Here is an 18,279-nt window from a genome sequence, read left to right as displayed (position 1 = left end):
GCCCCGTCCCGCACACCTCCACCCGCTCCCGACAGCGCTCACAGCGCCGGAGCGACACATCACCGCGGCCCGACCGGGCGCGCGGTCGGACCCTGCGCCGCGCGCCCGCGTCCAGCCACTCCCTCCCGGAAGAACCGCATGAGAAACGCCAGAACCGCCAAGCCCGCCCGCCACCACCTCGAGCTCCCCAAGCCCAAGCCCCTCGAGAAGGGCGCCATGCGGATCACTCCGCTCGGCGGCCTCGGCGAGATCGGCCGCAACATGACCGTCTTCGAGCACAAGGGCAAGCTGCTCATCGTCGACTGCGGCGTCCTCTTCCCCGAGGAGAACCAGCCCGGCATCGACGTGATCCTCCCCGACTTCGCCGCGATCCGCTCGCGCCTGAAGGACATCGAGGCCATCGTCCTCACCCACGGCCACGAGGACCACATCGGCGGCGTGCCCTACCTCCTCAAGGAGCGCGGCGACATCCCGATCATCGCCTCGACCTTCACCCTCGCGCTGATCAGCGCGAAGCTGCAGGAGCACCGCATCACGCCGCGCACGCGCCCGGTGAAGGAGGGCGACCGGATCGACGCCGGCGTCTTCGACCTCGAGTTCCTCGCCGTGAACCACTCCATCCCGGACGGGCTCGCCGTCGCGATCCGCACCGAGGCCGGCCTCGTGCTGCACACGGGCGACTTCAAGATGGACCAGTTCCCGCTCGACGGGCGCACCACCGACCTCCCCGGCTTCGCGCGCCTCGGCGACGAGGGAGTCGACCTGTTCCTGGTCGACTCCACGAACGCCGACGTCCCCGGCTTCGCGATCTCGGAGGGCGACCTCGCCCCCGCGATCGACCAGGTGTTCCGCACCGCGCCGCGCCGCATCGTCGTGTCCAGCTTCGCGAGCCACGTGCACCGCATCCAGCAGGTCCTCGACGCCGCGCAGCGCCACGGCCGCAAGGTCGCCTTCGTCGGCCGCTCGATGGTCCGCAACATGGGCATCGCCGCCGACCTGGGCTACCTCAAGATCCCGGCCGGCCTCGTCGTCGACATGAAGGTGCTCGAGAAGCTCCCCGCGACCGAGATCGTGATGATCTGCACCGGTTCGCAGGGCGAGCCGATGGCTGCGCTCTCGCGCATGGCCAACAAGGACCACATCATCGACATCGGCCCCGGCGACACCGTGCTGCTGGCCAGCTCGCTGATCCCCGGCAACGAGAACGCGATCTACCGGATCATCAACGCCTTCACCCGCTGGGGCGCCACCGTCGTGCACAAGGGCAACGCCAAGGTGCACGTCTCGGGTCACGCCAGCGCGGGCGAGCTCGCCTACTGCTACAACATCCTGCGCCCCACCGCGGTGCTCCCCGTGCACGGCGAGTGGCGCCACCTCACCGCGAACGCGGCGATCGCGACCCGCACCGGGATCGACGAGAAGGACGTCTTCGTCATCGAGGACGGCGTCTCGATCGACCTGGTGAAGGGCCGCTCGCGCATCAGCGGGCGCATCCCGGCCGACCAGATCCTGGTCGACGGCACCACGATGGGCGTCGCCACCGAGGACGCGATGAACGACCGCATCGTCCTCGCCGAGGAGGGGGCCATCACGGTCCTCGCCATCGCCGACCTCGACCGCGGCACGCTCGGCGAGCCGGTCGAGTTCTTCACCCGCGGCTTCGTCGAGGAGCCGGGCTGGAAGGCCAACGCGAGCAAGGCGATCGACGACGCCGTCCTGCAGGCCGCGGGCAAGCCGGTCGAGCTCGAGGCGATGGAGGCGCTGATCACGCGCACCCTCGGCCGCTGGCTGACCCGCCGACACCGCCGCAACCCGGTCATCACCACCATCGTCGTCGAGGAGTAGGCGCCTTCCACGCCGGCCTCCGCCTCCGCTACCCCCTGCCCCGCGAGGCGCGGGCGGAGCAGAGTGGGAGGGTCGGCAGGTCGCCGACGCGAAGGGAGAGCGCCATGAGCACCGACCGCACCACGGGTGAGGACACCGAGAAGACCGAGGACCTCCCCGACGGCACCGGGACGGACACCTCCTCCGGTGGCGGCGACACCGACACCGTCTCCGGCGGCGAGCCGGACGAGCCCGCCGAGTAGGGCCGTGAACGACGAAGGGCGGGACCGCGAGGTCCCGCCCTTCGTCGTTCCGCCGATCAGATCAGCGGGCCGTCGCTCTCGCTCGAGCGGCGGGTGACCTGCTCGCCGCTGGCCGGGTCGACGGCCGAGCGCGTGGTCGAGACGGCCTGGCGGCGGCGCGTCAGCAGGACCAGCCCGAGGATCAGGCCGACCGCTCCGGCCGCCATGAGGATGTAGCCGACCAGCTTCAGGTCGATCCCGGACACCTGCACGTCCACCGCGAAGGCGAGGACCGCGCCGACGACGAGGAGGAAGATCCCTGCTCCGATGCTCATTGCGTGCTCCTTCTGACTGCCGCCGGAGCGCACGCGGGAAGCGCGCAGGGGCACCGGCGATCGCCCCACGGTAGACCTCGGGTCCGGCGGCCCCCAGGCCTTCCGGCGGGAGCCTCCGGGGGTGTAGGGCGGTGCCGGGTCAGCGGTCGGAGACGCGGAGCATCACGCGGGTGCGGTCGGCGCGGGTGACCAGGCCCTCGATCAGGAGGAACACGCGGTACTCGAGCCGGTACTTCGCCAGGAACACGCGGCCCAGGCGCTCCACCTCGCCGGGGTCGGCGTCGATCTCCGCGGCGGCCTCGACCGGCACCGCGTAGTCGGAGACGCGGCCGCGGCGGTCGCAGGGGACGAGGGTCACCCGCGCGTCGTTGCGGAGGCGCTTCACCTTGCCGCTGCGGCGGGGAGTGGTGACGATCAGCTCGTCGCCGTCGCGGGCGATCCAGACCGGGGTCGAGACGGCGTCCCCGGATCTGCGGAACGTGGTGAGCGAGACGAAGCGCTCGTCGGCGAGAGCGGTGAGGTCCGGGGAGAGGGGCATGTCCGAAGTAGAGCGGCCGGGAGCGGTCACCGCAAGCCTCCGTGGCACCTCGATCCGCCCCCGTAGGGTGGAGTGATGACCGACGCGACGCCTCTGATCGGCCCGAGCGAGGCGCCCGATCTGCACGTGATGACCTACAACATCCGCCGCCGGATGCCGCGCCTCACCTCCCGCGCCGTCGACCAGTGGGACCGGCGCCGCCCGCTCGTCCAGCGGGTGCTGGAGCAGGAGCACCCCTCGATCCTCGCCGTGCAGGAGGCGCTGCCGGACCAGTCGGCCGCCGTGCACGAGGCGCTGGGCTCCTCCTTCGAGGCGATGGGCTTCGGCCGGGACGCGGACCGCGGCGGCGAGCGCGTGATGCTCTTCGTCGACCGCAGCCGCTACGCCGTCCGGCACTGGACCCAGATCGCCCTCTCGGACACCCCGGACGTCGCCGGCTCGCGCAGCTGGGGCAACCGCATCCCGCGCACCGCCGTGATCGCGGAGCTGACCGATCACGCGACCAGCCGCGAGCTCACCGTGATCTCGACCCACTTCGACCACATCTCGCGGAGGTCGCGCCAGCGCTCCGCCGAGCTGATCGCCCGCCGCGTCCTCGAGCTCGGACGCCCCGCGATCGTGATGGGCGACACCAACACCGACGTCGACACCGTCCCCTACCGGACGATCCTCGACGAGGGCCGCCTCGCGGACGCGTGGGAGACGGCGGAGAAGCACCTCACCCACTCGTGGAGCACCTTCTCGAACTACCGCGCGCCGGCGCCGGGCAAGCGGATCGACTGGCTGCTCGTCAGCGAGGGCGCGTTCGAGGTGGTCTCCGCCGGGATCAACGCCGTCCGCTACGGGGGAGCGGCGCCCTCCGACCACGAGCCGGTCCAGGCCGTGCTGCGCTTCACGAACCCGTGAGCGGCTCCGCCCTCGTCGAGACCTTCCTCGACCCCCCGCGCACCCGCGGGGAGTGGACGGCCGACGGCATCCGCGCGATCGGGGCGGCGAGCATCGTGGCGGCCGCGATCGGCTGGGACCTGGTGGACGTGGCGGTGCTCGCGCTCGCGGCGATCGGGCTGGTGCTGCCGCGCTTCCTCGGCATCCGTCCGGCGCTCGACGCCCTCTTCGGGCTCGCGCTGCTCGTGGCGTCCTGGAGCAGCGTCCTCGGCCTCTACGAGGCCTGGCCGCAGTGGGACCTGGTCGTGCACTGCGTGCTCAACGGGCTGATCGCCGCGGTGGCCTACATCGTCGCCGCGCGGGCCGGAGTCGTGCCGGCGGTCGCGGGCGATCGCGGGCCGCTGCTCCCGGCGGTCGTGCTCTGCGCCTGCTTCGGGACGACGGCGGGCGTCCTGTGGGAGTGGGGCGAGTGGGCGGGGCACCGCTTCATCGACTCCTCGATCTTCGTCGGCTACGAGGACACGCTCGGCGATCTCGCCGCCGGCGCGCTGGGCTCGATCCTCGCCGGCGCGCTGATGCGCTTCTGGTCCGCGAAGTCCCGGGTGGTCGGACCGGGCGCCTCGCGCGGCGTCGGAGGTGCGGCGTAGCCTGTCCCGCATGTGCGGCCGCTTCGCGATGGACTCCGAGACCGATGAGCTGATCCGCGAGTTCGTCGCCGCGGGCGGGCGCGCCGAGGACTGGGCGCCCGACTACAGCGTCGCTCCCACCGACATCGCGCCGATCGTCCGCGAGCGGCTCCACGACGGCGAGCGGGAGCGCGAGCTCGAGCTCGCGTCCTGGGGCTTCACCCCGTCCTGGTCGAAGGGCGGGGGGCCCTCGCCGATCAACGCGCGCCTCGAGTCGGTCGCGACGAACGGCCTGTTCCGCGGGGCGTTCGCCAAGCAGCGCGCGATCGTGCCGATGCGCGGGTACTACGAGTGGGAGACCCGCGCCGACGGCAAGCAGCCCTGGTTCCTGCAGGGCGAGGAGCCGATCCTCGCCGCGGCCGGCCTCTACACGGCCCGCAAGGAGGGCGACGACTGGCGCGTCTCCTTCACGATCATCACCCGCGAGGCGCGCGACGCCTCCGGCGAGGTGCACGACCGGATGCCGGTGTTCCTCACGCCCGACGTGCGCGACGCCTGGCTCGACCCGGCTCCGCTCGCCTCCGCCGAGGAGATGCTCGCCACCCTCGACCGGGCGTCCGTCGCGATGGCCTCGAGCGTCACGGCCCACCCGGTCGACCGTCGCGTGAACAACTCCCGCACCGTCGACCGCCGCGACCCGGACCTGCTGACGCCGCTCGCCTGACGCCGTTCGCCTGACACGCGCGGGACGATCCGCGCGGTCTGCGGAACCTCCGGGCGAGGGCGGACGACGGGTGGTGGGTGGACGGGAGAGCACGGGAGGGGCGGAGCCGCGGCCCCGCCCCTCCCGGGCGTCCTACTTCGTGCCGGCGTGACCCGGGAACGGCTTGCCGTTCAGCGAGACCTCGTCGGGGTCGACCTCGACGTCACCCACGTCGTCCGGGCCGCCCGTGCCGGGCACGGCCTTCACCTCGGCCGAGCCGGAGACCTCGGTGCGGCTCTCCGCCGGGTCCGAATCCTGCTTGGCCTCGGTCTCGCGCTCGCTGCCGGGCGACTCCGAGATGTCCTTCTCGATGGTCTCGCTCTCGGAGGAGGTGGCGGGCGCCGCCCCGTCCGGCTTGCCGATGGTCGAGCCCGGGTCGTCCTGCTCCATGCGGTCCTGGTCCATGTCGTCGCCTTTCGTCGGGACCTCCGACGCTACGTCGGGGCACGCGCGGGGGCACCCGCTTGACAGCCCGGCCGGGGGAGGGCGGCGTGCAGGGTCGACGTACTACCCTGGGTCGACGGTCGCACCGGGGGGCGCGGCACACCCGCCGCCGACCGCGAGGAGGACCCGTGGCATCCCACCGGACAGGCGACACCCGCATCGTCGGGACGACGGTCGACGGCCGGTACACGATCGAGGAGCTCATCGGCCGCGGCGGCATGGCCACGGTCTACCGGGCGCGAGACGGCGTCCTCGGCCGCTCCGTCGCGCTGAAGATGTTCGCCCCCGGCATCGACGACGCGCAGGACCTGCAGCGCAAGGCGTCCGAGATCCGGCTGCTCGCGGCCCTCAACCACCCCGCCCTCGTCACCCTCTACGACGCGCACGACGGCGGCGACGACACCAACGGCCAGGCCTACATGGTGATGGAGCTCGCCGAGGGCCCGAGCCTGTCCGAGCGGCTCGCCGAGGGCCCGGTCGCGCCGAACGACGTCGCCTCGATGGCGGGCGACCTCGGCGAGGCCCTGCACACGGTCCACGCGGCCGGAGTCGTGCACCGCGATGTGAAGCCGTCGAACGTGCTGCTCGTCCCGAGCCCGCTGACCAGCCGCGAGTTCCGCCCGAAGCTGGCCGACTTCGGCATCGCCTCCCTCATCGACGCGACGCGGATCACCGCGCCCGGCACCCTCATCGGCACCGCCGCCTACCTCAGCCCCGAGCAGGCGCACGGCGACCCGGTCACCTCGGCGAGCGACATCTACTCCCTCGGCCTGGTGCTCCTGGAGTCGCTGACCGGCCGCCGCCCGTTCACGGGCTCGGCGATCGAGGTCACGCTCGCCCGCCTGCTCCGCGACCCCGAGGTCTCGGAGTCGCTCGGCAGCGGCTGGACCTCGCTCCTGACCGCGATGACGCGGCGCGAGCCCGGCGAGCGTCCCGCCGCGCTGCAAGTGGCGGAGTCGGCGCGCCGCCTGATCGATCCGCGGCGCGACTCCCCGCCGGCGGCCATCGTCGTGCCCGACGTCCCCGCCACCCGGGTGATGTCGACGGAGCCGCTCGCCGAGACCGAGCCGATCACGCGGGCGGAGGCGCTCGATCCGACCCGCCGGCTCGCGGCCGACGCGTACCCGGCCACGGAGGCGATCGCTCCGACGCAGCGCTTCACCGCGACCGAGCGGATCGCGCCGGCACCGCGGACCGCTCCGGCGCCGCAGACCGCTCCGGCGCCGCTCCGCCCCGCGGCCGCTCCTCCGCAGCGCCGCGGCCCGAGCCCGTGGCTGATCGTGCTGGTGCTCGCGCTGGTCGCGGTCGCCGTCGGGCTCGCGATCATCCTGATCGACGGTCCCCAGTCGCCACTGCCGCAGGTGGACGGCGAGCTGGGCGACCACCTCCGTCAGCTGCGCGAGAGCATCCGCTCGTGAGGGGCCTCCGACTGCGCGCCGCCGGCGCCGTGCTCGCCTCGGTCCTGCTGCTGAGCGGATGCTCCTCCGCGCCGCAGGGCATCGACGAGGGCACCGCCCAGACCCTCGACGACGCGGTGGTGGCCGTCGCCGAGAAGGCGTCGGCCGACGACTACCAGGGCGCTCTCACCGAGCTCGCCTCGCTGCAGTCGGCGCTCGACGCCGCGCTCGCCGAGGGCTCCGTCAGCTCCGACCGCGCAGCGACGGTGCAGGCGCAGGTCGACGTCGTCCGCGGCGACCTCGAGGCCCTGATCGCGGGAGCCCCGGAGCCGGCGCCGGCCGAGACGACCGCCCCGGCTCCCGAGGTGACGACCCCGGTCGAGGAGGAGCCGGAGGACACGCCGGCCCCCGTCGAGACCGAGGACGACCCCGCCCCCTCGCCCGAGGAGTCGGAGCCGGAGGAGACGCCGACCGAGCCGGAGGAGCCCGCGGAGGAGATCCCGGCCGCTCCCGGCGACGACGCTCCGGGGAACAGCGGCGACGCTCCGGGGAACAGCGGCGACGCACCCGGGAACAGCGGGAACGCTCCCGGCAACGGCAACGGCAACGGCAACGGCAACGCGGGCGGCAACGGCCCGGGCGCTCGCGGTGCGGCGACCGGAGTCGGCGCCCCCGCGGGCAGCGGTGCCGCACCCGGGGCCGCGAAGGGCCCCGGCGGCCGCTAGAGCGCTACTCCTGCGTCGAGAGCACGGCGAACGCGGCGTCGAGCTCGACGTCCACGTCCGTGCCGTCCTCGCGGGTGACCTCCACCTCGAAGGCGTGGTCGGCGTCGTCGCTGCGCTCGGCCTCGGTGACGGTCCCGGAGCCGACGGCGCCCAGCGCCGCCTCGCTCGCGCGGGCCAGGTCGTCGCCGGTGAGGTCGTCCGGGTCCACGGCGGCCGCGGTCAGGTCGCCGGCAGGCACGCCGTCGTCGCCCGAGCCGGCCTGGAGGGCGCGGTCGTCGGGGTCCACGGACACGACGGCGAAGGAGTCGTCGAGGCGCACCTCGTACTCGAGGCCGTCGCGGTCGGTCAGGTCCAGCTCGTAGCCGGTGGCGCCGTCGTCGTCGCGCTCGGCCGAGGTGACGGTCCCGCCGCCGATCTCGGCGAGCGCGGCCTCGCTCGCGCGTTCCAGGTCGCTGCCGGTGAGGGAGTCGGACCCCTCGAAGCCGTCGGTCGCGGCGTAGGCGATGCCCGTCCCGGCTCCGATCAGCACGACCGCTCCGGCGATCCCGGCGATGATCTTCGTCTTCTTCTGCACGATGGCTCCGTCCCGGCGCCGCTCGTCGACGCCTCCAGCACTCTCGCGGTCGGGCGCTGAAGCAGGCCTGAAGCGCCCGCTCAGCGGACGAGCGGCACCCGCACCTCGACCCGGGCGCCGCCCAGCGCCGAGTCGCCGACGACGACCCGTCCGCCGTGCGCCCGGGCGATCCCGGCGACGATCGCCAGGCCGAGGCCCGACCCTCCGGCGTCGCGCGCCCGGCCCTCGTCGAGGCGGACGAAGCGCTCGAGCACCCGCTCGCGCTCCGCCGCCGGGATCCCCGGCCCGTCGTCGTCCACCGCGAGCACCGCTTCCGCTCCGTCGATCCGGGTCGAGAGCGCCAGCTGCGAGGAGCGGTGCCGCACCGCATTGTCGACCAGGTTCCGCAGCGCCCGCGAGAGCAGGGCCTCGTCGGCCACCGCCTGCACGGGCGAGATCCCGCTCGCGTCGACCCGGGCTCCGGAGTCGCGCAGGCGCCGCACCTCGCCGAGGGCGAGATCGTCGAGGTCCACGGGAGCCGCCGCCACGGCCAGGCGCGCCTCGTCCGCCCGGGCGAGCAGCAGCAGGCCCTCGATCAGCCCGCCGAGCCGCACCGACTCCTCCGCGACCGTCCTCGCCAGCCGGGCGGAGTCGAGCCGGTCCGGGTGCGCGAGCGCCACCTCCGCGGTCTGACGCAGCGCCGCGACGGGGGAGCGCAGCTCGTGCGAGGCGTCCGAGACGAAGCGCCGCTGCCGCTCCTGCCCGCTCTGCAGCCGATCGAGCATCCGGTTGAGGGTGTGCGCCAGCCGGTCGACCTCGTCGCCGGAGCCGGGAGCGGCGATCCGGCGGTCCAGGGCGGAGGAGGTGACCGCCTCGGCCTCCTCGCGCATCCGCTCCACGGGGCGCAGCGCCCGGCCGACGACGACGGCGCACACCACCGCCACCAGCGCGATCAGCAGCGGGACGGCGACCGCGAGCAGCCCGATCGTCGTGGACACCGCCTCCTCGCGGCCCTCGTCGGGCACGCCGACCACCACGAGGGAGTCGTCGTCGAGCTCGCGGGCGGCGACCACCACCGGCCCCTCGTCGTCCACGTCGACCGTGACCGGGTCGTCGCTCTCGGCCAGCGCGAGCGGAGGGAGGTCCTCCGCGTCCTCGCCCGCGGCGGCGACCCGCCCGTCGACCACGAGCTGGACCAGTCCCTCCGAGCCGCGGACGGCCTCCGGGCCGCCCTGCTCGACCAGCGCCGCGACGCGCTCCGCCTCGGCGTCGGCGGCGGAGGCGGTGCTCGAGGCGAGCACGGAGGAGAGGACCAGGACGAAGAGCACGCTCCCGAGGAGCGCGGCGGCGGCCACCACGGCGGTCGCGGCCGCGGTGATGCGGGTCCGCAGGCTCCGGCGGCTCACCCGGCCACCAGCGTGTAGCCCGCCCCGCGCCGGGTGCGGAGGGTGTCGCGGCCGAAGGGCCGGTCGATCTTGTTGCGCAGGGTGCGGACGTAGACCTCGACGATGTTCGGGTCGCCGTCGTAGTCGAAGTCCCAGACGGCTCCGAGGACGTCGCGCTTGGAGACGACCTCGCCCGCCCGTGAGACGAAGTACTCGAGGACGCTGAACTCGCGCGCGGTCAGCGGCACGGCGACTCCGCCCCGCTCGACGCTCCGGGACGCCGGATCCAGCACGAGATCGCCGACGACGCGCACCGTGGGCCGCTCGGCGGCTCCGCGGCGGATGAGGGCGCGCAGCCGCGCGACGAGCACCGGGAACGAGAACGGCTTGGTGAGGTAGTCGTCGGCGCCGGTGTCGAGGGCCTCGACCTGGTCGAGGTCGCCGTCCTTCGCGGTGAGCATCAGGATCGGAGTCCAGTCCTCGGCGGCGCGCAGCCGCTCGCAGACGCGGAAGCCGCTGACGTCCGGGAGCATCAGGTCGAGGACGATGGCGGCGTAGTCGGCCTCCTGCGCGTACCAGAGGGCGTCGGTGCCGGTGGTCGCGGTGTCCACGGCGAAGCCCTCGGCCTCCAGGCCCGTCTCGAGGGCGCGGAGCAGGTTGATCTCGTCGTCGACGACCAGGATGCGGATGGCGGCCTCCCCGGGCTCGGCGCGCGGGGCCCCGCGCGAGCCCAGGCTAGCCGCGGCCCCGCTGAAGCCCGCCTGAAGGGCCGGCGGACCACCGCGTCCCGCCGAGGCGCCGGCTCCCCGCCGGGACACCGGCCGGAGCGCGGTGTCCCGGCGGGACGCGCGGCGCCCGGGCGCGGGTCACTCGTCGCGGTCGGTGTACTCGCCCTCGCCCTCGGCGGAGGTGCCCGCGGCGCTGGTGTCGACGTAGCTGCCCTTGTCGGCGGTGGCCTGCTCGTTCACCGAGGTGTCGACGTAGCTGCCCTCGGCCTCGCCGGCGGTGTGCGAGACGCCCTCGGTCGAGGTGTACTCGCCGCCCTCGGTGTCCTCGGTGCTCGTGCCCTCGGCGACGTGACGGCCGTGGCCGGCGGTGTGCTCGTCGTGACCCTCGTGGTGGTCGTGGTGCTCGTGACCCTCGTGGTGCTCGTTGTCGTGGTCGTGGTGGGCCATGGCGGCCTCCTCGCTTCGTCGCGTCGGTGCGCGGTCGGATCCGCCGCGCTCGTTCCGAGACTTCTGCATCGGGGGCGGGGGTGCAAGACGTGGCGGCTGCACATCCGTGCCGCGCAACTCCTACCGGCGCCGGATCCGTCCGCCTAGCCTCCGAGGATGAGCAGACCCCCTCGCACCCGCTGGAGCGTCATCGGCCAGCTCGGCCCTGCCTTCGACGACGGCGGTCCGATGCTGCTGGTCGAGGCCCGATCGGCGTTCGGGCGCCGCCCGATGCACCGCGCCAAGGCGCAGCTGCTGCTGTCGGCGCTCCGCCACCGCGCCCGCGAGCTCGGGGACCGCGCCGAGTACGTCCGCTCCGAGACCTTCAGCGAGGCCCTCGCCGGGCGCGACGACCTCGAGGTGATCGACCCGCCGACCCGCGGCGGCCGCCGCCTCGCCCGCAGGCTCGGCATGAGCGTCCTGCCCAGCCGCGGCTTCATCACGGCCGAGGAGGACTTCCGCGAGTGGGCGCTCTCCCGCTCGGGCAAGCGCCTGCTGCTGGAGGACTTCTACCGGTGGAGCCGCGAGCGCACCGGCGTGCTGATGCGCGGCGACCAGCCCGAGGGCGGCCGCTGGAACTACGACCACGACAACCGCCAGCCTCCGCCCAAGGGCGCCTCCCGGCTCGGCCTGCCGGACCCGTGGTGGCCGGAGGAGGACGACATCGACGAGGAGGTGCGCGCCGACCTCGCGCGCTGGGAGGCCGAGGGGGCGGTCCGCCTGGTCGGCGCCGACGGTCCGCGCCGCTTCGCCGCGACGCCCGCCGAGGCCGAGGCGGCGCTCGCCGACTTCGTGTCGTCGCGCCTGGGCGACTTCGGGACCTACGAGGACGCGATGCTCTCGGGCGACTGGACGATGGCGCACTCGCTGCTCAGCGCCCCGATGAACCTCGGCGTGCTCGATCCGCGGACGGTCGTCGAGGCGGCCGAGGCGGAGTACGCCGCCGGGAGCGCGCCGATCGCGGCGACGGAGGGGTTCATCCGCCAGATCCTCGGCTGGCGCGACTACGTCTGGAACCTGTTCTGGCACCTCGGGCCGGAGTACCGGAACCGCAGCCGTGCGCTCGGCGCCTCCACACCGCTGCCCGCGGAGCTGCTCGCTCTCGACCCGAGCGGCATCGAGGCGAACTGCCTGCACGAGACGCTCGACGACGTGCACCGGCACGGCTGGGCGCACCACATCCAGCGCCTGATGGTGCTCGGCAACTGGGGACTGCAGCGGGGGTGGGATCCGGCGGAGCTCAACGACTGGTTCGTGGACGTCTTCGTGGACGGCACGGAGTGGGTGATGCCGGCGAACGTGATCGGAATGTCCCAGCACGCCGACGGCGGCGTCGTCGCGACGAAGCCGTACGCCTCGGGCGGCGCCTACATCAACCGGATGTCCGACTACTGCGGCGGCTGCCGCTTCGACCCGAAGGTGCGCCTGGGCGAGAACGCCTGCCCGGTGACCGCCGGGTACTGGGCCTTCCTCGACCGGGCCGAGCCGGTCCTCCGCGGCAACCACCGGATGGCACAGCCCCTCGCGGGCCTGCGCCGCCTCGCGGACCGCGAAGCGGTGGTCGACCAGGAGCGCCTGCGCGAGACGTACTGACGTGGGGCCGGCGGCGCGCCCGCCGCTACTCCGCGCGCACGAAGCGCGACACGGTGACCGCGACCGTCACCGCGGTCGTCCCGTCCACCGCCGCGAGCCGCGCGTCCAGCGCCTCGGGATCCACGTGGTGGGCACTCGGCCCCATCAGCACCTCGGCGCGCAGCTCGTCGACGCTCATGAGCACCGTCGTGTCCAGCTCGATGCGCTCCCCGAGCGCGAACCCCGCCAGCTGCTCGTCGAGCCGCTCCGCCTTGCCGGCGTCGATGCCCAGCATCCCGAACCGCTCGCGGATCTCGTGCAGGTGCCTCTCGCGCGGAGTGACGACGACGGCGACGCCGCCCGGACGGAGCACCCGCCGCATCTCCGGGGCGTTCCGCGGCGCGAAGACGGTGAGCAGCGCGTCGGCGGAGGCGTCGGCCAGCGGGAGGGGCTGCCAGAGGTCCGCGGTCGCGATCGCCGCCCGGGGGTGCGCGCGGGCGGCGCGGCGGGCGGCCGGGGCCGAGAGGTCCAGGCCCAGCCCGTCCGCCGCCGGACGCGCCTCGAGCACGGCCGCGAGGTACGCCCCGGTGCCGCAGCCCAGGTCGACCACGAGCCGCGCGCCGGCGGGGACGGCCGCGGCGACCGCGTCCTGGATCACCCGGTAGTGGCCGGAGCCGAGCAGGTCGGCGCGGGCCTGCACCATCGCCGCGGTGTCGCCCGAGGTCGCGTGCCTCCCGCGCAGCAGAGAGGCGTAGCCCTGGCGCGCGAGGTCGGCGCTGTGCCCGAGGGGGCAGCGGAGCGAGGAGGGGCGGGGGAGCGCGTCGGGGGCGAGCGCGCCGCCGCAGACCGGGCAGGCGAGGGCGGGCAGCACCGTCGATCCGGGTCGGGCGGCCGGATCGAACGCGCTCACTCCGCGCCGGGCGCGCGCGCCCGCATGGCGGTGACCGCCGCGTTCAGCGTCGCGATGGTCGGCACCGCGAACAGCGCCCCGGCGAGCCCGGCCACCTCGAGCCCGGTCGCGACTCCGAGCACCACGGCGAGCGGATGCACCTTCACAGCGGTCCCGAGGATGAGCGGCTGCAGCACGTGCCCCTCGAGCAGGTGCACCAGGATCACGACGCCGACCATCACCAGCGCGGCGACGGGCCCGCTGAACAGCAGCGCGACCAGCGCGGCGAGCGCACCGGTCACGATCGCGCCGAGGATCGGGACGAACGAGCCGAGGAACACCACGATCGCGATCGGCACGACGAGCGGCAGCTGCAGAGCGAGCGCGCCGATGCCGATGCCGACGGCATTGATCCCGGCGACGCCGAGCTGCGCGATCACGAACTGGCTGAGGGTCCGCCAGCCGGCGGCGCCGCCGCGCTCCATCGCCGGGCGGGCGCGACGGGGGAGGAGGCGGAGGAACCAGTGCCAGATCCGGCGGCCGTCGAGGAGCAGGAAGATCAGCGAGAACAGGGTGAGGAGGGTTCCGGCGAAGACCTCGGCCAGCTGGGAGCCGACGGCGAGGGCGCCGGACGCGATCGTCGACGCCTGCGCGTCGGCCCAGTCGACCGCGCGCTGCGCCCAGTCCGAGAGCTGCACGTCCGAGAACGACAGCGGCGGGCTCCGCAGCCACGCCTCGACGCTGTCGACCGCGTCGAGAGCGCGCTGCCCCACTCCGCTGAAGCCGGAGCGGGACTGCACGACCACCAGCCCGACGAGGCCGGTCAGCAGGAGGAGCATCAGGACGATCGAGACCAGGACCGCGAGCGGGCGGGGGAGCCGCAGGCGCTCGAGCCGGTTCCGCAGCGGGGTGAGGAGCGCGGTGAGCAGCAGCGCGATCAGCACCGGCACGACGATCACGGGCAGCAGCGAGACGAGGCGGACGAGGAGGTAGAGGAGCCCGGCGACGGCGAGGAAGCGCCACGACCAGGCGGCGGCGATCCGCATCCCGGTCGAGACGTCGCCCGAGGCGTCGTCCGGCGAGTCCGAGGGGGCCGGAGCCGTGACCGCAGCCGGGGGAGCGGCGGCCGCAGGCGGACTCGCCGCCGTGCCGTGCCGCTCGTCGCGCGCTCGCCGTCCCCGCATGACCCCTCCGATCCTCTCGCAGTGTACGGCGGAGCGGCCGTCCGGGACCGGGAGGGAGCCCGGGGGCGCCCCGCCTGGAGGGATCCGGGCGCCGGATGCGCCGGCAGCGGCTCGTCCGGAGGGCGGAACGCGCCGGATCGCGCCGTCTCCGCTCCGTTCCCCGCCTCGGCCGCGGGAGGCCGGTCCGCGCCGGTAGCGTCGCGCGGGTCGATGCCGAGCGAGGAGGGCGACGGATGCTGGAGGCGGTTCTCGCGATCGCCGCGTGGTGCGCGGGCGCGGTGCTCGTCGTCAGCGGCGCCCTGAAGCTCGGCCGCACGGAGCGGTTCCGGGCGAGCCTCGAGGCGCTCGGGGTCCCCCTCCTCCTCCGGCGCCGCGGCTGGTTCGCGGCCGCCTTCCCCGTCGTCGAGATCGCGCTGGGCGCCGCGGTGGTGCTGGCGCCCGCTCCGGCGCACCGTGCCGCCCTCGTGCCGGTGGCGCTCCTCGACGCCGTGTTCCTCGTCGTCGCCGTCCGCGCGGTCCGCGCGACGGAGGACGTCGACTGCGAGTGCTTCGGCGGGCTGGGCTCGGCGCGGATGACCGGACGCACCGTCGCGAGGAACGCGGTGCTGCTCGCGCTCGCGGTCGCCGGGGCCCTCGGCGGGCTCGCTCCGGCCGCGCTGCTCGGCGGCGGCGGTGCCTCGGCGGCGGCGTCCGGGCTCGCCGCCGCTCTCGCCGCGGTCTCGCTCGTGCTGGTGCGCGACCGCCGTGCGGCGTCGACGGCCGCTCGTGTCCGGGCGGCCGCCCGCCTGTCCGCAGCCGACCGGGGGTCCGCGCCGGGGCCCGAGCCCGAGGGCGACCTCTCGGCCGCCGACCTCGCGTTTTTCACGGTGGCCGGCGAGCTCCTGACGCTCGAGGAGCTGTCCCACCCGGCGACGCACCTCGTCTTCTTCTCGCCCTCGTGCGCCGCCTGCCACGAGCTCGTCGAGCGCTTCCGCTGGTGGCCTCACGGCCTGCGCCCGGGCGAGGAGCTGCTGCCCGTCCTCCTCGGCAGCCGCGAGGACTTCGCGGTGCACGCCGTCTACGGGCCGCTCGTCGACCACGCCCTCTACGATCCGGAGGGCCGCGTCGCCGCCGTCCTCGGCCGAGCGGGGACGCCGGGCCACGTGCTGCTCACGCCCGAGCATCCGCTCGGCGACGGCTGGACCTCGGGAGCCGCGTCGATCGAGGCGCGCGTGCTCCGGCCCGGATTCCTCGCCGAGCTGCAGGCGGGCGGCCCGGACCCGGCGCCGGCGGCGGGCGGCGCGGTACCGGCGGGGTGACGACGGCCGGAGGGCGGAGCAGTGCCGCCGGGTCGACGACGACCGGCCGACGGCGGCCGGGCTCAGCGGCGCTCGAACTCGCCGGACATCGAGCCGTGCACGGGGTGGGCGGGATCGTCACCGACGGCGCGGGCGGGATCGTCGATCTCGACGGCGCGGGACGGGGCCTCCTCGTCGCTTGCGTCGAGGCCGAAGCCGTCCTCGAGCAGCTCCTGGGCGATGCGGCTCGACAGGCCGCTCCTCTCGCCCGGTCCGGGGTCGCTCTCCGGGTCGACGGGGGCGGCGAACGCCTGCTCGAGTCCGGACGACGGCATCCCGGCGTCGTCGATCGAGTCGGCTCGCCCGTCGGAGGGTCCTCGTGCAGGTCTCGGCATGCGCCCGAGCGTAGAGGACGGGCCCCCGGAGGTCGACGCTCCGTCGCGCACTGCCGGGCCGCCTGCGCGCCGGGTCAGTCGTGCAGCGACCAGGAGTGGGGAGCGACCTGGACGCCGCCGACGGTCGCCGTCTCGTCGCCGATGTTCAGCGCGAGCCGCGCGGTGCGTCCCTCCGGGCCCTCCGCCACGAGCATCACGGCGGTGTTGGAGAGGTCGACCGTGCGGGTGCTCGCGCCGACCAGCCACGGGTTCCGTCGGCGGAACGCGACGACCTCCTGGTGGGCCCGGTAGGCCTCCCCGCCCGGCCACTCGGCGGGATCGGCCGGGAACTCCGGGCGGATCGCGTCGTCGCCGCCGATCCGCTCCTCCTTGACGCCGCGCAGGCCCCGCTCGTCGCCGGAGTAGATGCTCGGCACGCCGGCGACGAAGCCGAGGATCGCCGTGGCGTGGCCGTGGTGGCGCTCGTCACTGACGGCGCTGGCGATCCGGGTCACGTCGTGGTTGCCGACGAAGGTCAGGGGCAGGAACTCGCGGACGAAGTCGTCGTGGCGCTTCAGGGACCAGGCCAGCTCGAAGAGGTTCGCCTCCTCGAGGGAGTTGCGGACGGCCTTCCAGAGCTCGTACTGCGTGACCGAGTCGAGCCCCGACTCCCGCACGTAGCCGGTGTAGTCGCCGTGGATGACCTCGCCGACGAACCACGCGTCGGGGAAGCGCTGCCGCACCGGGTCGATCGCCGCGTGCCAGGCCGCCGGCGCGACCGCGTACGCCGCGTCGAGCCGCCAGCCGTCGATGCCCCGCTCGAGCCAGTGCGCGAGCACGGAGGACACGTGCTCCGCGACCTCGGGGTTCCCGTTGTCGAGCTCGACCAGGGCGTCGTGCCCCTCGAACACGTCGACGCGGAGGCCGTCGACCTCCTGCGACCGCTCGCTGCGGGAGAAGCGCGCCGCCTCGGGGGAGCCCTCGCCGGCCGCGACCGCGGCACGCCACCAGGGGTGCTCCCGTCCCACGTGGTTGAAGACCCCGTCGAGCAGCACCCGGATCCCGCGCTCGCGGCACGCGGCGATCAGCGCGTCGAGGTCGGCCTCGTCGCCGAGGCGGGGATCGATCCGGAAGTGGTCGACCGTGTCGTAGCCGTGGGTGGAGGAGGCGAAGACCGGCCCGAGCAGCAGCCCGTTGCAGCCCAGCGCCAGCAGGTCGTCGAGCCAGGGGAGCAGGGCGCGGAGGCGGTGCTGCGGCTCGTCGTCCGGACCCGGACCCTCCGAGGCGCTCGCCTCGGCGCCCGTGAAGCCGAGCGGGTAGACGTGCCACCAGATCGCCGTCGAGATCCAACCGTCCGTCTGAGCCATCGTGGCCGTCCTCCCGGCCCGCTCGGGCGCGGGCCGCCGTCACTGTAGCGAGGCGGGCTGGACCGGAGCCGCGCCCGCTCACGGACCGGGCCGCAGGGCGGTGATCCAGGCCAGCACGGCGAGGCCCGCCCGCACGGAGGCGGGAGCCGTGACGGAGCAGACGAGCAGCGCGAGAGCCGCGCAGGCGAGCCCGGCCACCGCGCTCCTCCGCTCGCCCGCCCACCGCAGCGCCCGCACGGACGCGATCACCGCGGCGACCGCCACGGCGACGGCGGGGAGGGCCCAGAGCGGATGCACGGAGGACGCGAGCGCGAGCAGGCCCAGCGCGAGCGCCGCGAGCCCGGGCTCGTACGGTCTGCGGGCGGGAGGGTGCCGCCGGGGAGGGCGGAGGAGGGCCGCGTCGGCCGGAGCGGGTGGAGGGAGGAGTGCCGTCGTCGTCATGAGCCGATCCTCGTCAGGCCGCGGGCCGCGCGGAGAGGCGATCGGCGGATCGGTGGACGAGGGGCGCCGAGCGCCTCCTGTGGAGGGACCGACCGGCGCGATCGGCGTCGTTCCGGGCGTCTCGAGGCCGGAATCGCCGGAGATCCGGGGCGGGGCTGGTAGGTTACCGACGGTCCGACCGGTTGAGGACGTCCGTCCCCGGCCGAGGACGATCCATCGAAACCAGCTGTTCCGACAGCGAGAA

The 18,279-nt window shown here is 74.7% G+C and carries 21 protein-coding genes; 9 read left to right on the top strand and 12 right to left on the bottom strand.

The annotated features are described in order from the left end of the window. The first annotated feature begins 138 nt into the window (after positions 1–138). A complete protein-coding gene (locus C5C27_RS02020; protein ID WP_104222925.1) occupies positions 139–1,845 on the top strand; it encodes a ribonuclease J in 1,707 nt (568 codons plus the stop codon). 104 nt (positions 1,846–1,949) lie between these two features. After that, positions 1,950–2,087 carry a hypothetical protein gene (locus C5C27_RS17835; protein WP_159940924.1) on the top strand — a complete coding sequence of 46 codons (138 nt, stop codon included), beginning with the start codon at positions 1,950–1,952 and terminating at the stop codon, positions 2,085–2,087. Between the two features lie 56 nt (positions 2,088–2,143). On the opposite strand, the gene C5C27_RS02015 is transcribed toward C5C27_RS17835, so the two are convergent. Together C5C27_RS02015 and C5C27_RS02010 are read right to left on the bottom strand one after the other, a co-directional pair. After that, positions 2,144–2,401, bottom strand: a complete 258-nt coding sequence (locus C5C27_RS02015) for a DUF6458 family protein (RefSeq protein ID WP_104222924.1) — start codon at positions 2,399–2,401, stop codon at positions 2,144–2,146. A gap of 139 nt (positions 2,402–2,540) precedes the next feature. Then, the gene (locus C5C27_RS02010) at positions 2,541–2,939 is read right to left on the bottom strand and encodes a PPOX class F420-dependent oxidoreductase (RefSeq protein WP_104313427.1); all 399 of its coding nucleotides are present in this window, start codon (positions 2,937–2,939) and stop codon (positions 2,541–2,543) included. Between the two features lie 75 nt (positions 2,940–3,014). Between C5C27_RS02010 and C5C27_RS02005 the strand changes: the two genes are divergently transcribed. Genes C5C27_RS02005 through C5C27_RS01995 form a run of 3 tightly spaced genes read left to right on the top strand, consistent with a single transcriptional unit; the run spans position 3,015 to position 5,174 of the window. Further along, positions 3,015–3,845 carry an endonuclease/exonuclease/phosphatase family protein gene (locus C5C27_RS02005; protein WP_104313425.1) on the top strand — a complete coding sequence of 277 codons (831 nt, stop codon included), beginning with the start codon at positions 3,015–3,017 and terminating at the stop codon, positions 3,843–3,845. Continuing rightward, positions 3,842–4,471, top strand: a complete 630-nt coding sequence (locus C5C27_RS02000; RefSeq protein ID WP_104313423.1) for a hypothetical protein — start codon at positions 3,842–3,844, stop codon at positions 4,469–4,471. The genes C5C27_RS02005 and C5C27_RS02000 overlap by 4 nt, the downstream gene beginning before the upstream one ends. A 10-nt stretch (positions 4,472–4,481) precedes the next feature. Continuing rightward, complete coding sequence (locus C5C27_RS01995; protein ID WP_104313421.1) at positions 4,482–5,174, top strand: SOS response-associated peptidase; 693 nt, start codon at positions 4,482–4,484, stop codon at positions 5,172–5,174. 132 nt (positions 5,175–5,306) lie between these two features. On the opposite strand, the gene C5C27_RS01990 is transcribed toward C5C27_RS01995, so the two are convergent. Further along, positions 5,307–5,618 carry a hypothetical protein gene (locus C5C27_RS01990; protein WP_104313420.1) on the bottom strand — a complete coding sequence of 104 codons (312 nt, stop codon included), beginning with the start codon at positions 5,616–5,618 and terminating at the stop codon, positions 5,307–5,309. A 167-nt stretch (positions 5,619–5,785) separates the two neighbouring features. Between C5C27_RS01990 and C5C27_RS01985 the strand changes: the two genes are divergently transcribed. After that, positions 5,786–7,075 (top strand): serine/threonine-protein kinase, encoded by a 1,290-nt coding sequence (locus tag C5C27_RS01985; protein ID WP_104309349.1) that lies wholly within the window; start codon positions 5,786–5,788, stop codon positions 7,073–7,075. Next, the gene (locus tag C5C27_RS01980; RefSeq protein ID WP_104313418.1) at positions 7,072–7,779 is read left to right on the top strand and encodes a hypothetical protein; all 708 of its coding nucleotides are present in this window, start codon (positions 7,072–7,074) and stop codon (positions 7,777–7,779) included. The genes C5C27_RS01985 and C5C27_RS01980 overlap by 4 nt, the downstream gene beginning before the upstream one ends. A gap of 4 nt (positions 7,780–7,783) precedes the next feature. Here the strand turns inward: C5C27_RS01980 and C5C27_RS17830 are convergent, their stop codons facing one another. From C5C27_RS17830 to C5C27_RS17825, 4 genes are all read right to left on the bottom strand, one after another. Beyond that, a complete protein-coding gene (locus tag C5C27_RS17830) occupies positions 7,784–8,353 on the bottom strand; it encodes a PepSY domain-containing protein (protein ID WP_104313416.1) in 570 nt (189 codons plus the stop codon). Positions 8,354–8,433: 80 nt separating this feature from the next. Beyond that, positions 8,434–9,738 carry an ATP-binding protein gene (locus tag C5C27_RS01970; protein WP_258066475.1) on the bottom strand — a complete coding sequence of 435 codons (1,305 nt, stop codon included), beginning with the start codon at positions 9,736–9,738 and terminating at the stop codon, positions 8,434–8,436. Next, positions 9,735–10,406, bottom strand: coding sequence for a response regulator transcription factor (locus C5C27_RS01965; protein ID WP_104222956.1), 672 nt, complete (start codon positions 10,404–10,406; stop codon positions 9,735–9,737). The genes C5C27_RS01970 and C5C27_RS01965 overlap by 4 nt, the downstream gene beginning before the upstream one ends. A 177-nt stretch (positions 10,407–10,583) precedes the next feature. Then, positions 10,584–10,892: a hypothetical protein gene (locus C5C27_RS17825; RefSeq protein ID WP_104276262.1), complete on the bottom strand. Its 309-nt coding sequence runs from the start codon at positions 10,890–10,892 to the stop codon at positions 10,584–10,586. Positions 10,893–11,048: 156 nt separating this feature from the next. Here C5C27_RS17825 and C5C27_RS01955 point away from each other — a divergent pair, with 156 nt between their 5' ends. Beyond that, the gene (locus tag C5C27_RS01955; RefSeq protein WP_104313413.1) at positions 11,049–12,524 is read left to right on the top strand and encodes a cryptochrome/photolyase family protein; all 1,476 of its coding nucleotides are present in this window, start codon (positions 11,049–11,051) and stop codon (positions 12,522–12,524) included. 25 nt (positions 12,525–12,549) lie between these two features. Here the strand turns inward: C5C27_RS01955 and C5C27_RS01950 are convergent, their stop codons facing one another. Both C5C27_RS01950 and C5C27_RS01945 read right to left on the bottom strand, forming a co-directional pair. Beyond that, positions 12,550–13,374 (bottom strand): methyltransferase domain-containing protein, encoded by an 825-nt coding sequence (locus C5C27_RS01950; RefSeq protein WP_374953898.1) that lies wholly within the window; start codon positions 13,372–13,374, stop codon positions 12,550–12,552. A 35-nt stretch (positions 13,375–13,409) separates the two neighbouring features. After that, positions 13,410–14,576 (bottom strand): AI-2E family transporter, encoded by a 1,167-nt coding sequence (locus tag C5C27_RS01945; RefSeq protein WP_104313411.1) that lies wholly within the window; start codon positions 14,574–14,576, stop codon positions 13,410–13,412. Positions 14,577–14,809: 233 nt separating this feature from the next. On the opposite strand from C5C27_RS01945, the gene C5C27_RS01940 reads away from it, so the two are divergent. Further along, complete coding sequence (locus C5C27_RS01940; RefSeq protein WP_104313409.1) at positions 14,810–15,874, top strand: MauE/DoxX family redox-associated membrane protein; 1,065 nt, start codon at positions 14,810–14,812, stop codon at positions 15,872–15,874. 62 nt (positions 15,875–15,936) lie between these two features. Here the strand turns inward: C5C27_RS01940 and C5C27_RS01935 are convergent, their stop codons facing one another. The 3 genes from C5C27_RS01935 to C5C27_RS01925 all read right to left on the bottom strand — a co-directional run bounded on the left by C5C27_RS01935 (position 15,937) and on the right by C5C27_RS01925 (position 18,035). Next, positions 15,937–16,248 (bottom strand): hypothetical protein, encoded by a 312-nt coding sequence (locus C5C27_RS01935; RefSeq protein WP_146079586.1) that lies wholly within the window; start codon positions 16,246–16,248, stop codon positions 15,937–15,939. Positions 16,249–16,322: 74 nt separating this feature from the next. Then, the gene (locus C5C27_RS01930; RefSeq protein WP_104313405.1) at positions 16,323–17,594 is read right to left on the bottom strand and encodes an alpha-amylase family glycosyl hydrolase; all 1,272 of its coding nucleotides are present in this window, start codon (positions 17,592–17,594) and stop codon (positions 16,323–16,325) included. Between the two features lie 78 nt (positions 17,595–17,672). Then, the gene (locus tag C5C27_RS01925; protein ID WP_104226124.1) at positions 17,673–18,035 is read right to left on the bottom strand and encodes a hypothetical protein; all 363 of its coding nucleotides are present in this window, start codon (positions 18,033–18,035) and stop codon (positions 17,673–17,675) included. Positions 18,036–18,279: the final 244 nt, after the last annotated feature.

The organism is Rathayibacter sp. AY2B7 (assembly GCF_002931635.1).
In the GTDB taxonomy this organism is placed as follows: domain Bacteria; phylum Actinomycetota; class Actinomycetes; order Actinomycetales; family Microbacteriaceae; genus Rathayibacter.
This window is presented reverse-complemented; position numbering and strand designations above follow the sequence as displayed.

Coding starts and splice junctions, on each gene's coding strand:
- C5C27_RS02015 (WP_104222924.1), bottom strand. CDS start 2,401: ATGAGCATCGGAGCAGGGATCTTCCTCCTCGTCGTCGGCGCGGTCCTC.
- C5C27_RS17825 (WP_104276262.1), bottom strand. CDS start 10,892: ATGGCCCACCACGACCACGACAACGAGCACCACGAGGGTCACGAGCAC.
- C5C27_RS02005 (WP_104313425.1), top strand. CDS start 3,015: ATGACCGACGCGACGCCTCTGATCGGCCCGAGCGAGGCGCCCGATCTG.
- C5C27_RS02010 (WP_104313427.1), bottom strand. CDS start 2,939: ATGCCCCTCTCCCCGGACCTCACCGCTCTCGCCGACGAGCGCTTCGTC.
- C5C27_RS02020 (WP_104222925.1), top strand. CDS start 139: ATGAGAAACGCCAGAACCGCCAAGCCCGCCCGCCACCACCTCGAGCTC.
- C5C27_RS01940 (WP_104313409.1), top strand. CDS start 14,810: ATGCTGGAGGCGGTTCTCGCGATCGCCGCGTGGTGCGCGGGCGCGGTG.
- C5C27_RS01995 (WP_104313421.1), top strand. CDS start 4,482: ATGTGCGGCCGCTTCGCGATGGACTCCGAGACCGATGAGCTGATCCGC.
- C5C27_RS01945 (WP_104313411.1), bottom strand. CDS start 14,576: ATGCGGGGACGGCGAGCGCGCGACGAGCGGCACGGCACGGCGGCGAGT.
- C5C27_RS01930 (WP_104313405.1), bottom strand. CDS start 17,594: ATGGCTCAGACGGACGGTTGGATCTCGACGGCGATCTGGTGGCACGTC.
- C5C27_RS01935 (WP_146079586.1), bottom strand. CDS start 16,248: ATGCCGAGACCTGCACGAGGACCCTCCGACGGGCGAGCCGACTCGATC.
- C5C27_RS01990 (WP_104313420.1), bottom strand. CDS start 5,618: ATGGACCAGGACCGCATGGAGCAGGACGACCCGGGCTCGACCATCGGC.
- C5C27_RS01955 (WP_104313413.1), top strand. CDS start 11,049: ATGAGCAGACCCCCTCGCACCCGCTGGAGCGTCATCGGCCAGCTCGGC.
- C5C27_RS01925 (WP_104226124.1), bottom strand. CDS start 18,035: ATGACGACGACGGCACTCCTCCCTCCACCCGCTCCGGCCGACGCGGCC.
- C5C27_RS17835 (WP_159940924.1), top strand. CDS start 1,950: ATGAGCACCGACCGCACCACGGGTGAGGACACCGAGAAGACCGAGGAC.